Source organism: Streptomyces marispadix, from assembly GCF_022524345.1.
Taxonomy (GTDB): Bacteria; Actinomycetota; Actinomycetes; order Streptomycetales; family Streptomycetaceae; genus Streptomyces; species Streptomyces marispadix.
This window is the reverse complement of record NZ_JAKWJU010000002.1, coordinates 3,479,776-3,493,367: the sequence shown is the minus strand read 5'-3', so window position 1 is coordinate 3,493,367 and position 13,592 is coordinate 3,479,776. Positions and strand designations below refer to the sequence as shown.

13 protein-coding genes, 1 tRNA gene and 1 CRISPR repeat array are annotated in these 13,592 nt (G+C 70.0%); of the genes, 12 read left to right on the top strand and 2 right to left on the bottom strand.

The window, feature by feature from the left end; all coding sequences use genetic code 11:
- Positions 1 to 90: 90 nt before the first annotated feature.
- From MMA15_RS14525 to MMA15_RS14470, 11 genes are all read left to right on the top strand, one after another.
- Complete coding sequence (locus tag MMA15_RS14525; RefSeq protein ID WP_241060074.1) at positions 91 to 399, top strand: hypothetical protein; 309 nt, start codon at positions 91 to 93, stop codon at positions 397 to 399.
- The gene (locus MMA15_RS14520; RefSeq protein ID WP_241060072.1) at positions 396 to 1,379 is read left to right on the top strand and encodes a DUF2637 domain-containing protein; all 984 of its coding nucleotides are present in this window, start codon (positions 396 to 398) and stop codon (positions 1,377 to 1,379) included. Before MMA15_RS14525 ends, MMA15_RS14520 begins: the two co-directional genes overlap by 4 nt.
- Positions 1,380 to 1,524: 145 nt before the next feature.
- Positions 1,525 to 3,705: a cell division protein FtsK gene (locus tag MMA15_RS14515; protein WP_241060070.1), complete on the top strand. Its 2,181-nt coding sequence runs from the start codon at positions 1,525 to 1,527 to the stop codon at positions 3,703 to 3,705.
- Between the two features lie 142 nt (positions 3,706 to 3,847).
- Entirely contained in the window at positions 3,848 to 4,105 is a 258-nt protein-coding gene (locus tag MMA15_RS14510; RefSeq protein WP_241060068.1) for a hypothetical protein, read from the top strand.
- A 31-nt stretch (positions 4,106 to 4,136) separates the two neighbouring features.
- Positions 4,137 to 4,319 (top strand): hypothetical protein, encoded by a 183-nt coding sequence (locus MMA15_RS14505; RefSeq protein ID WP_241060067.1) that lies wholly within the window; start codon positions 4,137 to 4,139, stop codon positions 4,317 to 4,319.
- A gap of 20 nt (positions 4,320 to 4,339) precedes the next feature.
- Positions 4,340 to 4,591: a hypothetical protein gene (locus MMA15_RS14500; RefSeq protein WP_241060065.1), complete on the top strand. Its 252-nt coding sequence runs from the start codon at positions 4,340 to 4,342 to the stop codon at positions 4,589 to 4,591.
- A gap of 75 nt (positions 4,592 to 4,666) precedes the next feature.
- Entirely contained in the window at positions 4,667 to 5,326 is a 660-nt protein-coding gene (locus MMA15_RS14495; RefSeq protein ID WP_241060064.1) for a hypothetical protein, read from the top strand.
- The gene (locus tag MMA15_RS14490) at positions 5,327 to 5,665 is read left to right on the top strand and encodes a hypothetical protein (RefSeq protein ID WP_241060062.1); all 339 of its coding nucleotides are present in this window, start codon (positions 5,327 to 5,329) and stop codon (positions 5,663 to 5,665) included. It abuts the gene before it with no gap.
- Between the two features lie 182 nt (positions 5,666 to 5,847).
- Positions 5,848 to 7,824: a DUF3987 domain-containing protein gene (locus MMA15_RS14480; protein WP_308290543.1), complete on the top strand. Its 1,977-nt coding sequence runs from the start codon at positions 5,848 to 5,850 to the stop codon at positions 7,822 to 7,824.
- Between the two features lie 347 nt (positions 7,825 to 8,171).
- Positions 8,172 to 8,360, top strand: coding sequence for a helix-turn-helix transcriptional regulator (locus MMA15_RS14475; RefSeq protein WP_241060061.1), 189 nt, complete (start codon positions 8,172 to 8,174; stop codon positions 8,358 to 8,360).
- Positions 8,361 to 8,421: 61 nt separating this feature from the next.
- On the top strand, positions 8,422 to 9,810 hold the full coding sequence (locus MMA15_RS14470; RefSeq protein WP_241060059.1) for a tyrosine-type recombinase/integrase: 1,389 nt from the start codon (positions 8,422 to 8,424) through the stop codon (positions 9,808 to 9,810).
- A gap of 123 nt (positions 9,811 to 9,933) precedes the next feature.
- Positions 9,934 to 10,512: a CRISPR direct-repeat array (repeat unit 29 nt; unit sequence GGGACCATCCCCGCGCCTGCGGGGAGCAC).
- Between the two features lie 294 nt (positions 10,513 to 10,806).
- Here the strand turns inward: MMA15_RS14470 and MMA15_RS14465 are convergent.
- Positions 10,807 to 10,897: transfer RNA gene (locus tag MMA15_RS14465), tRNA-Ser, on the bottom strand.
- A 60-nt stretch (positions 10,898 to 10,957) separates the two neighbouring features.
- Positions 10,958 to 12,580: a S1C family serine protease gene (locus tag MMA15_RS14460; RefSeq protein WP_241060057.1), complete on the bottom strand. Its 1,623-nt coding sequence runs from the start codon at positions 12,578 to 12,580 to the stop codon at positions 10,958 to 10,960.
- A gap of 185 nt (positions 12,581 to 12,765) precedes the next feature.
- Between MMA15_RS14460 and MMA15_RS14455 the strand changes: the two genes are divergently transcribed.
- Positions 12,766 to 13,584, top strand: a complete 819-nt coding sequence (locus tag MMA15_RS14455) for a glycerophosphodiester phosphodiesterase family protein (RefSeq protein WP_241060055.1) — start codon at positions 12,766 to 12,768, stop codon at positions 13,582 to 13,584.
- Positions 13,585 to 13,592 lie beyond the last annotated feature (8 nt).

The following is a 13,592-nucleotide window of genomic DNA, read 5'->3' as shown; positions in this document are numbered from 1 at the left end:
CGTGCCGTCGCGTCCACGCGGGACAGCGGCCAACGGATCAGGAAGCCCGCTGCCCCGTACCCCATCCCACCGACGAGACGAGGAGAGAGCATGCGTGCCTACGCAGGCGATCAGGAGGCCGGGAAGACCTCCGAGTTCGAGGAATTGGCCCAGAGCTTCGAGGAACCTGCCGACTGCTTCCGGGACTTGTTCCTCGGGCTTCCCGGCGAGCCGTACGACGAGAGGGAGGCCCGTACGGCTGCCGCTCGGGATGTGCTCGCGGAGCTCAACGAGCTGGGGCGGCACGATGAGATCGCCCGGGTGAACGCCGCCTACGCCGCTGCGCTCCGCGAGGTCGCACCGCTGTGGGACCACCCCTCGAAGCGGGCGCGGGCTCCGTGGACCAAGGACGCCGCATGACGGCCCCTGCTCCGCCGCCGTTCGGCAGGGCAGAGAAGGCGCTGCTCGCGGTCGTCGTCCCGGCCGGTGTCGGGGTCGGCGGGCTGGGGCTGGCGACGTCGTTCGGTTCCGTCGCCCGCGCCGCTGAGCGCTGGGGCTTCGCGCACCCGTGGATGCTGCCGGTCGGGATCGATGCGGCGATCCCAGTGTTCACCGCGGCCAACCTGCTGCTCATCAGGCTGGACATGCGTCTGTCGTGGGTTCGTTGGGTGCCCTGGGCGCTCACGTTCGTCACGTGCTGGCTCAACGTCGCTGCTGGGGAAAGCCCTTCGGCGAAGGTCGCGCACGGCACAATGCCGCTGCTGTGGGTCGGCCTCTCCGAAGTCGTCGCGCACGTCTACGCCGTGCGCATCGGAGCCGCCACCGGCGCCCGGATGGAACGCATCCGCCGCTCCCGCTGGTTCCTTGCTCCGCGCTCGACGTTCGCCCTCTGGCGTCGCATGACGCTGTGGGAGATCACCAGCTACCGCGAGGCGCTGGAACGGGAGAAGGAACGGCAGCTGCGGCGCGCCGGCCTTCGTGAGCGGTACGGGTGGCGGTGGCGCAGTCAGGCGCCGCTGCGGGAGCGCGTGCTGCTCAAGCTCGGCGACGTGGCTCCGGACGGTGCCGTCGCCGAGCCGGATGAGGACGCCGCAGGCGCGACTGGCCAACAGGAGCCCGGGGCGCCTCCGAAGTCGCCCCGTTCGCCTCGTCGACGTACTCCCCGGCGCAAGGCGTCACGAGGCAACGCCCGGTCCTCCTTCGAGCAGCACCTGGCCAAGGCCCGGAAGACGACGGCCAGTTGGCCCGACTCGGCGCTGACCGCAGAGCGCATCCGCGAGGCGGTCGGCTGCGGGCAGGACCGGTCCCGCGAGCTTCGCGAAGAGCTCAAGGCGGAGCGCCGACAGCGCCAGAGCGAAGAGGAACAGCTCCCGGAACTCGAAACCGCAGCGGCGGGCTGACCCGGACCGCTCCGTCGGCCGATTCGGTCGGCCGACAGCCACAGCTCGGCGCGAACCCGAGCAAACCCATGGCGCCGGGCCCGGCTGACCTACCTACCACAGCAGCAGCCGGGCCCGGCGCGTCCCTACACGGAAGGACGTGCCAGTGAACCATGACGACGAGAACGAGCTCTTCGAACGGCTCGAATCGGAGATGGCCGCCGGAGAAGACAACGGGGTGGTCGACCTGAGCGAGGCCCGGTCGGCTCGCTCCAAGCCGACCGAGTCGGCAGCGTCCGACCCCGACGAGTCCGGTGACCCGACTGCTCGACTGGAGGTCGACAAGCCCGGTGGCCCGTCGGGTCCCGGCTTCATGGATCGGGTACGCGGCGCCAAGCGCCGTCCGGTGCTCCCTGCTTGGGCGACGTCCAAGCCGGAGTTCGTCACCGCTGCCGGCTGGCTCGCGGGCCATACGTGGCATACGGCCGCGTACCACGGGGTGCGCATCCCCTGGTACGGGCTGCGGCTGACCGCTCAAGCTCCGTACGGCGCAGCCCAGTTCGTCGGCGGGACGATGCGGTGGCTCGCCGACCGCGAGGGCGACCCGCTGCGGGCGGCAGCCGCGAGGCGCGAAGACGTCGAGGAATACCTGAAGTTGAGCCGTCAGCGGGACCGCCGTGTCCGCTGGCGCACGCTCGTCGCCGTCGTCGCGTCCGTAGTCGGGATGACCACGGCGATGTCCCTCTACGTACTCGCGCCCGGATGGCTTCTGGCCCTCTCCGGCGGTCTGGTCGCCCTGGCGCTCGGCTGGCTCGGTCAGCCCGCGGACGACCCGATCGTCCACCGGGCTGTGGAAATCCCGAAGGTCCAGAAGCTGACCAGCGACATCGTGCTCAGGGCGCTCGGTTCGCTCGGCATCGGCCAGATCAACCAGGCCGTCGCCAAGGGGCGCGACCCGCTGACGTTCACCGCGCCGATCACCAGGGACGGGCCCGGCTGGCGCGCGGAGGGCGATCTGCCGTTCGGCGTGACCGTGGCCGACGTCGTCGACAAGCGGGACAAGCTCGCGTCGGGTCTGCGCCGACCGCTCGGTTGCGTGTGGCCCGACTCCGTACCCGACGAGCACACGGGCCGACTGGTGCTGTGGGTCGGGGACCAGGACATGTCGAAGGCCAAGCAGCCGACTTGGCCGCTGGCGAAGTCGGGTTCGGTCGACCTGTTCAAGCCCGTCGCGTTCGGCACCGACCAGCGCGGCCGGTGGGTGGAGATCACGCTCATGTACATCGCGGGCGTCATCGGCGCGATCCCGCGCATGGGCAAGACGTTCCTCCTCCGGCTCCTGCTGCTGATCGCGGCGCTCGACCCCCGGGCCGAGCTGCACCTCTTCGATCTCAAGGGCACGGGTGACCTGGGGCCGCTGGAATCGGTCGCCTACCGCTACCGGGCCGGGGACGACGACGAGGACATCCTCTACATCCTCGCCGGCCTGCGGGAACTGCGCGGTGAGCTGCGCCGCCGGGCCAAGGTCATCCGCTCTCTGCCGCGGGGTCTGTGCCCGGAGTCGAAGGTGACCAGCGACCTGGCGTCGAAGAAGTCGCTGGGGCTGCACCCGGTCGTGGTCGGCGTCGACGAGTGCCAGGTCCTCTTCGAACACCCCAAGTACGGCGAGGAGATCAAGGAGATCTGCACCGACATCACCAAACGCGGCCCAGCGCTCGGCTTCGTGCAGCTCCTGTCCACGCAGCGCCCGGACAAGGACGCCCTGCCGCCCGGGATCGGCGCCAACGCGTCCGCGCGGTTCTGCCTCAAGGTCCTGGGCCAGATCGAGAACGACATGGTGCTCGGCACGGGCGCGTACAAGCGCGGCGTACGGGCGACCATGTTCGCCTGGGCCGACAAGGGCATCCACTACTTCGTGGGGGAGGGCGCCGACGCCCGTATCGTCCGCTCCGTGTACGCGGACGCCGTTCTCGCCGAACGCATCGCGCTGCGGGGCCGGAGGCTGCGGGAAGCAGCCGGAACGCTGGCCGGCCATGCGGTCGGCGAGGCACCGGAGGCCGATCCCGCCGCCGCCTACGACCTGCTCGCCGACATCCTCACGGTCGTCAGCCGCAAGGAATCGAAGCTGTGGTCGGAGGAAGTCACCTCCCGGCTGGCCGAGTTGCGGCCCGACGTCTACGGCGAGTGGAGCGCGGAACAGCTCACCGCATCCCTCAAGCCGCTCGGCATCAGCACCATCCAGATCGGCCGCCGGGTCGACGGCAGGGTCGTCAACCGGCGGGGCATCGCCCGTACCGACATCGCCAAAGCCATTGCGGAACGTGACGGAAAGTCCGACGCCGCATGAGCTTTCCGGGCCGCTTCCGCTAGCAGCACGCCTCGCTAACGTTAGCGGCCCCGCTAGCGCGCCATTCCCCATGTGACCAGGCCGCTAGCGGATAGCGGCCTGGTCCGGGGACGCCCTTCGACCGCCGCTTCAGGGGGACCTCATGACCTCGACACCCGACGCTATCGCCGGCCTCTTCATCGTCACTCTCAGCTACGCAGCGCTCTGCGCCGTCTCGCCCCTCGGCGACTGCCGCAGGTGCCGCGGCTTCGGCTTCCACGTCGTGCGCAACCGCCGCGGACGCATCAAGCGCGGCCCTTCCTGCCGACGCTGCCGCGGCCACGGCAAGCGCATCCGGATCGGCCGGCACCTCTACAACCTCGTCGCGCGCATGCACCGCGACCACTCACGCGCCCGCTGACCGCCCGCACTCCCACAGGAAGGACGCTCCCGTGATCACGCTCTCGCTCGTGCTGCTCTTCGGATTCATCGTCGCGCTGCTGCTCAAGTACCACGCGGTCAGCGCCGGTTCGGCCCTCGCCTCGCTCCTCTTCGGCTTCTACCTCGCCAACACGCCCGCCGCCGGGCCCATCAACCAGGTCATGACCGCTCTCGTAACCGCCATCGGCAACTGAGTACCGAAGGAGTTCCGCTCATGTGCAACGCGATCACCACCACGTCCGCGCCCGCCTCGTCCTCCATCTCCCTGACCGCCGCCGGCGAACTCCGCGACGCACTCACCGCGTTGCAGCGCGGCAACGCACCGGTCGCCGTCTCCGCGCTCATGGCCATCGACTCCGACTCGTGGGCGGCCATGGAAGCGCGCCTGGCCGCCGTCGGCGGAGACCTGCGCGAAATGCTCGAAGCGGCAAGCGACAACACGGCCGTACGGCTGCCGCTGCACTGACCGCTCCCGTGCGGCCGTCGTCAACGGCCGCACGGCAGCCCCTCGTTCCCTGCTCCTGCCACCTGGAGAACTTCCATGGCTGACACCAAGACGACCTGGTTCCGGACACTGCCCGAGAGCGTGTACGCGCTCGGCGCCGCCGCCCGCGAGTACCGCCTCGCGCTCCAGACCGCCAAGCTCGGCATCGCCAACACCGACCCGTCCCGCACGCATCACCACGTCGGCGAACTCGCCGTCCCCGGCACGCCGTTCCACCGCCCGCACGATGTCGCCCTGGTGTCCGTCAGCGGCCTCTACTCCGGCCTGGAGAGGCGGGTCCGAGGTCTGTACGAGAACGCGGCACGCGCCTACGCGCACGGCGCCGCCTGGGCCATCCGCTCCGTGCTCGGCGGCAACGAGCCGTCGCGGGTGCTGCTGCACCGCGAGCGCGACGAGTACCTGTTCATGGGCGAGATGCCCGACCTCAGCGAGGGGCTCGCACGCTGGTCCGGCTGCAAGCGGCTGCACGCGCTCCGCGAGGACCTGATCTACCGGGAGAGAGCCCGTCACGCGGCCGACTCCCTCTCGGCCGAAGAGCACCTCGAAGCACACGAGTCGGCGGCGCTCGCTGCCGCGCTCGACTCGGCCGAGGGCCTGGCTCAGGCCGCGTACCACTACGGCGAACTCGCCGAGAGCGCCCTGCACTTCGCCATCGACAGGGCGCGTACGAACCGGCTCCCGAAGGACGTGAGCTGAATGCCACAGACGACCGACACCACTCGCCGGAAGGGTTCACCCACGGATGTGTACGCCGAGGCCCCGAGCATCGAGCAGGAGATCGCCGCACTCGCGGAGTTGAGTGAGCGGCACGAGCAAGACCCGGCGCTGCCACGGGCGTTCTGGCTTCGGAAGGCGGCGTTAGTGGACCGCATCGCGCTCGCGGAAGCCGCGACGTACGGGCCGGAACTCGCGAAGTCGGCGATACAGGCTGCGGAAGCGGCGACCGTACAGCTCATCGCGTACGACGCGAAGCACGGCGCCCGCGAGTACGTACGCAACGAGTACCGCACCTGGAGCCTCACCGAGGACTCCTGAAAACGCCCGGGGCAGCGGCCAACGGATCAGGAAGCCCGCTGCCCCGGCCTCCCATCCCACGAAGAAACAGGAGGTGCGAACAGCATGCCTCAAAGCAGGTCCTGCCCGCTGCCCCGCCCCACGCGGGGCGTACGGCGGCATGTGCGGGCTCAGGGCTCGTCGTACGCCGAGGAGGGCGCACGATGAGCGGACAGCCCCACGTTCCCGCCGGGGGCAACGTGCTCCCGTTTCACGGCGCGGCCACCGACCGCGGCAGCGTGCCGTGCGACCTGGAGACCGAACAGGCCGTCCTGGGCTCGATGATGCTCGCGGCCGACGTCATCGCCGACGTGCAGGCGACGCTCAGCGCCGAGGACTACTACCGGCCCGCGCACGAGACCGTCCACCGCTCCATCGCCGTCCTGCACGGCCAGGGCAAGCCGGTCGACCCGATCACCCTCACCCACCACCTCGGGCAGAGCGGCGACCTGCACCGGGTCGGCGGACCGGCGTACGTGCACGGTCTCGTCCAGGCCGTACCGACGACGGCGCACGCCGCGTACTACGCGGAGATTGTCCACGAACTCGCCGAACGCCGCCGCCTGATCCAGGCCGGCACCCGCCTCGTCCAGGCTGCCTCGACGCCGGAGGCAACCGCGGACGAGGTACGCGAAGCGTGGGCACTCGGCGCGGAGAAGCTGCCCGAGGCGTGGTCGGAACCGATCCCGCTCACCGCCCGCCCGCAGCTTCCGCGCTTCCCGCTGCACGCGTTGCCGTCCTGGCTGGGGGACTTCTGCGCGGCGCTGGCGGAGGAGACGCAGACGCCGCCGGACATGGACGCCGCGCTCGCGCTGAGCGTGCTCGCCACGGCGGCGGGCGGTCGCGTCGTCGTCCGGGTGCGGGGCCGCTGGTTGGAGCCGACCAACCTGTACGTGGTCGTCGCACTGCCGCCGGCGAACCGCAAGTCCGCGGTCTTCTCCGCCATGACCGGGCCGCTCTACGAGGCGGAGAAGCAGCTGGCGAACCAGGCCGCCGGGCGCATCGTCGAGGCGGAGCTGACCCGGAAGATGGCTCAGGAGGCTGCCGACAAGGCCGCCGCCCGCGCGTCGTCGGCGGAGGGGCCGGAGCGGGACAGCCTCGTCGCCGAAGCCATCGATCTGGCGCAGCAAGCTGAGGAGTTGACGGTGCCGCCGAAGCCGCGGCTGCTGGCGGACGACTCCACGCCGGAGACGGTCACCTCGCTCATGGCCGAGCAGGGCGGACGGCTGGCGGTGATGTCGGCGGAGGGCGGCATCTTCGACATCATCGCGGGCCGCTACTCCGGAGCTCCGAACATGGAGGTCTTCCTCAAGGGCCACGCGGGCGACCGGCTGAAGGTCGACCGCCGTAACCGCGAGGAGTTCATGGAAGCCCCCGCGCTGACCATGGGCCTGGCCGTACAGCCCTCCGTGCTGGAGGACATCGGCAAGAACCGCGGCTTCGACGGCCGCGGCCTCCTCGCCCGCTTCCTCTACGCGCTGCCGGAGTCGCTGGTCGGCTACCGCAAGATCGGCCCCGAGCCGGTACCGGAGTCGGTGGCGGCACGGTACGAGCGCAACGTCACCGCCCTGACGCTGTCGCTCGCCGAGCAGGCGGAGCCGTACGTCCTCCAGCTCACGGCGGATGCCGGGACCGAACTGCTCGGCTTCGAGGAACGGGTGGAACCCCAACTCCGGGCCCGGGGAGGCAAGCTGGGCCACGTCGGCAAGTGGGCGGGCAAGCTCGTCGGCACCGCCGCTCGTATCGCCGGACTGCTCCACGTCGCCGCCCACTTGGAGGACGGCTACGGCAAGCCCATAGAGCCGTCGACGATGTCGGCTGCTATCGAGATCGCGGACTACTTCGCCGACCACGCGTTGACGGTCTTCGACCTCATGGGCGCCGACGCGGCTCAGGCACGGGCCCAGACGTTGCTGGAGGTCCTTCGGGCGAACGCCTGGGAGACGGTCTCGCGCCGCGACCTGTTCGCCAAGCTCTCCCGCTCGGAGTTCCCCACGGTGGCCGACCTGGAGCCTGCCGTGGCGCTCTTGGAGGAACACGGCTACCTGCGCAGCCACACCCCGCCGAGGACCGGGAAACGGGGCCGCCCGCCGGCACCGCGGTACCTGATCCATCCGCAGGTGAGGGAGGGGCAGGCGTGAGCGCGAACCGCTGCATCTCCCAGGAGTCCACCGCGCAAACCGCAGTATCCGCGGAAACCGTGGCCGCCCGCTGCTGACCAGCGCCGACGTGCTCCCCCGGACGGCCAGCGCCGTCCTCCGCAGAACCACGCGGAACCACCGCACAAAATACGCCCGCCACGCGCTCGACCGGCGACACACCTTCGCGCCTCGGCATTTGTGCGGGACTTCCGGCGGCTTCTGCGACCACTGCCCAGCTGTCACAACTTCGCAGCTCAGGCAGCAAGTTCATGTCTTTCCGCGGATTGTGCGGTTTCCGCGACACCGGTACCGCACCAGTCCGCGGTTCGGAACAACAGGAGGCTCGAATGCCCCGCCAGCGACACCTCAAGTTGACCGAAGTCCTCGAAGAGATCGACATGTCCCGCGCCGCCTTCTACCGCATGCGCGCCCGCGGCAAGGCCCCCAGGCTCATCAAGCTCCCCAACGGCCAACTGCGCGTACGCCGCAGCGACTTGGACGCCTGGTGGGCCGACTGCGAACAACAAGCCGCCTGATTCACGCCCATTCCGTGCGAGGGGCCCGCCAGATGACGGGCCCCTCGCGGCTTGGAGAGACATGCTCACCTACGACGTAGACGTCTGGTCGATCCGTAACCGCAAGGGCCGCCCCAAGCCGTTCGAGCTGCGCTGGCGCGTGGGATCGCGTCCGCACTCGCGGAGTTTCAAGCTCAAGGCGCAGGCGGACGGCCGCCGTTCCGAACTCATGACGGCACTCAGGAATCGTGAACAGTTCGACGAGGAGACCGGGCTCCCCGCCAGCGAACTGGCGAACCTCAACACGCCCACCTGGTACGAGCACGCAACCGCGTACGTACTCATGAAGTGGCCCAAGGCCGCGGCCAAGCACCGAGCCGGCATCGCCGAGGCACTGGCTGTGGTCACCCCGGTTTTCGTCTCCTCCTCGCGCGGTGCGCCCGATCCGAAGGTGATGCGAACGGCCCTATACGCGTGGGCGTTCCGAGCCGTACCCGGCCAGGACGGGAAGCCCGCCACACGTGCAGACGTGGAGACGCCGCCGGACGCAGTGGCCGACGCCCTGGCTTGGGTCGGCAAGCACTCGCTGAAGGTCACGGAAGCCGCGAGCCCCGAGAAGATAAGGGCCGCCCTGGACGCCCTTTCGGTCAGGCTCGATGGGAAGCCGGCAGCGGAGAATACGGCAAACCGCAAGCGGATGGTCCTCAGCAATGCGCTTCGGTACGCCGTCGAGAGAGACCTGTTGAGCTCCAACCCCATGGCGCGCATCGACTGGACGACGCCGCCCAAGGAAGACGAGGTGGACTTCCGGTACGTGCCCAACCCGACTCAGGTCGCAGCCCTCCTCACGGCTGTACGCGAACAGGGCGAGCGAGGCAGACACCTCGCGGCGTTCTTCGGCTGCCTCTACTACGCAGCAATGCGACCGTCGGAGATCGCTTCGCTGCGAAAGTCTGACTGCCATCTGCCAGAGAAAGGGTGGGGCGAGCTCATCCTCGCCGGCAGTCAGCCGGAAGTCGGCTCGGGTTGGACGGACGATGGAGCCTCCTTCGAGCAACGCGGCCTCAAGCGCCGGGCACGGCGGGCCACCCGTCCGGTACCGATCCCGCCGGTACTCGTCGGCATGCTTCGCGAACATCTGGGTGCGTACGGGGTCGCCGACGACGGACGACTCTTCCGGGCCGCACGAGGCGGACGAATCAGGTCCACCGAATACTGCGAAGTCTGGGACACAGCACGCGAGAAGGCCCTCACACCGGAGGAAGCCGCTTCACCGCTCGCTGACGTGCCGTACTCCCTCCGCCACGCAGGCGTCTCGCTCTGGATCAAGTCCGGCGTCGATCCAGTGGAGGTAGCGAGGCGGGCTTACCACAGCATCACCGTGCTCTTCCGCTTCTACGCGAAGATCCTCCGCGGCGAGCAGTCCCGTGCCAATGAACTCATCGAGGAGCGCCTCAATGGCGGTGCTTGAGGCGGTACCCCTGACCTCCAGATGAACAAACGAAGGGCTACCCGTCCCGGCCGGGTAGCCCTTCTGACTTCCCCGGAGGCGCAGGGAGCACAAGGTCAAGGAGAAGTTCCTCGGCTACGTCGGGGGACCATCCCCGCGCCTGCGGGGAGCACAGCATGTTCTGCGGCTGGCTCTTGTAGTTGGGGGGGACCATCCCCGCGCCTGCGAGGAGCACCCAATACCTTCTCGCCGACCGCATCGGTTGTGGGGACCATCCCCGCGCCTGCGGGGAGCACCCTGTGTGACATCGTCACCCCTGCTCACGGTCGGGACCATCCCCGCGCCTGCGGGGAGCACCGGCACCTCGCCCTCGGCGTCGAGCCAGACGAGGGACCATCCCCGCGCCTGCGGGGAGCACTTCTCCGTAACGCAGTGCTCTATGTCGTCAGGGGGACCATCCCCGCGCCTGCGGGGAGCACATGGCGCTACGTGCTCTGTCCGACGTCCCCGAGGGACCATCCCCGCGCCTGCGGGGAGCACTCGGCGGGGCCTTTTTCATGCCCGCATGCACCGGGACCATCCCCGCGCCTGCGGGGAGCACACGCCGTTGACGCCGCCCCACGCTCCCTTATGGGGACCATCCCCGCGCCTGCGGGGAGCACAGAGGTCCTTACGGGCCGCTTCCGTGCCGAGCGGGACCATCCCCGCGCCTGCGGGGAGCACGCTCCACGACCAGCGACTTTACTCAGCAGCACCCCTGCTTCTGCTCACTTCTGCAGATTTGGACATACCCACCATTTCCTAACCGCCCGCGCAACACGCCGTAGCCAACTACCGCCAGCCGGCAGCCATTTCACCACCGAACGGCGGCCCTGCCGACAGCCGATCCTGGCCCACACATGGCCCATACGCACTGGTCGAACCCGGTACAGGGGCGATCGAAGGTGAGACACCGTACGCAGCGAAAGGGGTGCGCGTTTCAACGCGCACCCCTTCTGACCTGCACTACCTGCCACCTGGCGGAGGCGGTGGGATTCGAACCCACGGTGAGGGATCACCTCACGACGGTTTTCAAGACCGTTCCCTTCGGCCGCTCGGGCACACCTCCCCGCGTCGCGCGGCTCGCGCCGGGCAACGCGGGGGTCAGCCTAGCGAATGGGCGGGGCCGTCACTGATCGCCCTTGCGGGAGCCGAGGGTCACCTCCGTCGTGGACTCCTTGCCGTCGCGCTTGTAGGTGATCTCGACCTTCTCGCCCGGCTTGTGGGTCCAGATGGTGCCGATCAGTGTGGGCCCGCTGTCGATCATCGTGTCGTCGAGCTTGGTGATGACGTCGCCCGACTTCAGGCCGGCCTTGTCGGCGGGGCCGTCCTTGGTGACGGCGGGCTGGCCGTTCTCGCCGCGGTCCGCGATGACCGCGCCGCCGCCCTTCTGGTCCATGGTGACGGTGGCGCCGATCACCGGGTAGACGGGCGTACCGGTCTTGATGAGCTGGGTGGCCACCCGCTTGGCCTGGTTGACCGGGATGGCGAAGCCGAGGCCGATGCTGCCGGACTGGCCCTGGCCGAGGCCGCCTTCGCCGCCGGCGGACTGGATCGCGGAGTTGACGCCGATGACCGCCCCCTGGGCGTTCAGCAGCGGGCCGCCGGAGTTGCCCGGGTTGATGGACGCGTCGGTCTGGAGCGCGTTCATGTACGAGGCGTTGCTGCCCTGGCCGTCGCTGGAGGCCACGGGGCGGTTCTTGGCACTGACGATGCCCGTGGTCACGGTGCCGGAGAGGCCGAAGGGGGCGCCGATGGCGATGGTGGCGTCGCCGACCTGGACCTCGTTGGACTTGCCGAGGGCGAGGGGCGAGAGCTTGCGGTCGTCGGCGTTCTTGAGCTTGATGACGGCGACGTCGTAGCCCTGGGCCTTGCCGATGACCTCGGCCTCGTACTTCTTGCCGTCGGAGAACGTGGCGGAGAGGCCGCCTCCGTCTGCCGCGGACGCCACCACGTGGTTGTTGGTGAGGATGTGGCCCTGCTTGTCGAAGACGAAGCCGGTGCCGGTGCCCTCCTCGCCGCCGCCCTTGGTCTCGATCGTGACGACGCTGGGCAGGGTCTTTCCGGCTATACCGGCGACGGACTTGGGGGAGCGGTTGAGCGCTCCGGGGTCGGAGTCGGAGCTGATCGTGGTGGACGAGCCGTCGTCCTGTTCCGCGGCCCAGAAGCCGATGCCGCCGCCGATGCCTCCGGCGACCAGTGCCCCTACGAGGACCGCGGCGAGCAGCCCGCCGGGTACGCGCTTGCCGCTCGGCGGCGGGCCGGGCGGTGCCGGGGGCGCTCCCCACGGGTACTGGGGCCCGCCGGCGCCGCCGCCGGGGCCGCCCTGTCCCGTGCCGCCGGCGCCCGCGCCTCCGTACGGGGTGTGGCTGCCGTGTGCGCCGGGGGCGCCGCTCCCCCATCCGCCGCCTCCGCTTCCGCCTCCGCTTCCGCTTCCGCTTCCGGGTGCGCCGTAGCCTGCCACCGGGGGCAGGGGCGCCGTCTGCTCGGACTGCCCGGCCGTACCCGACCCGGCTCCGGGAGACCCGGCCGTACCGGACTGAGGTGCTGACGATGCGGGCGGTGCGGGAGGTGCGGAAGGTGCAGGCGGAGTGCTCTCGGACTTGCTCATGCTCAGCCCCTGACGGTCGGCGGCTTCGGGCTCGGGGGCGCCGGCAGCAGCTTCGTGCGCCGCTCTGTCCTGCACCGCGGGGGGCGTGGGAGTCGGCCCCGCCGCCGGCGTGGCGGCAGCGCCCTCGTTCTCGGTGCTCACAGGTATCTCCTCATCAGCTACACGCCGTCGCAAGCCGGGCGCGCACGCGTCCCGGCATCCGTGCACAGCCTTTCCCATGGTGCGTCAGACGGACGTAAGACGCCGCCCGAGCCCGGGAAGAAGTCCTTTACCGCGGGCATACGGGCGCCCGGCGGCCGTCCCCGCCCCGGTGGCACGATAACCCGGTGAGCAACGACATCCGCCCCGGGTCGCGCCTCTCCCCCTCCCGCCCGGTCTCCGTCATCGCGCACCGCGGTGCCTCCGAGGCCGCGCCCGAGCACACGCTGGCCGCATACCGTAAGGCCATCGAGGCCGGCGCCGACGCCCTCGAGTGCGATGTACGGCTCACGGCGGACGGCCATCTCGTATGTGTGCACGACCGCAGGGTCAACCGCACCTCCAACGGCCGGGGCGCGGTCTCCGCTCTCGAACTCGCGGACCTGGCCGCGCTGGACTTCGGCTCGTGGAAGAAGGAGGGACCGGACGAGGACCCTTACGAGTCGCCCGACCAGGAGGTCAGCGACCGCACCTCCGTGCTCACACTGGAGCGGCTGCTGCAACTGGTGGCCGACGCGCCACGCCCCGTAGAGCTCGCAGTCGAGACCAAGCACCCCTCGCGGTGGGCGGGTCAAGTCGAGGCGCGCCTGCTGGAGTTGCTGGAGAAGTACCGGACCGCGGTCCCCTCGGTGAGGGTCATGAGCTTCTCCGCACGCTCGCTGCACCGCATAAGGGCCGCCGCGCCCCACATCCCGACCGTCTACCTCATGCAGTTGCTGCTGCCGCGCCACCGCGACGGGCGCCTGCCTCCGGGGGTGCACATCGCCGGGCCGAGCCTGCGCATCCTGCGTGCCCACCCCGGTTACGTGGAGCGGGCGCACCGGTTCGGCAACGAGGTCCACGTATGGACCGTGAACGAACCGCAGGACGTCGAACTGTGCGTACGGATGGGCGTGGACGCAGTGATCACAAACAGGCCACAGGAAGTGGTGCGGCAACTCGGCTGAGACACGAA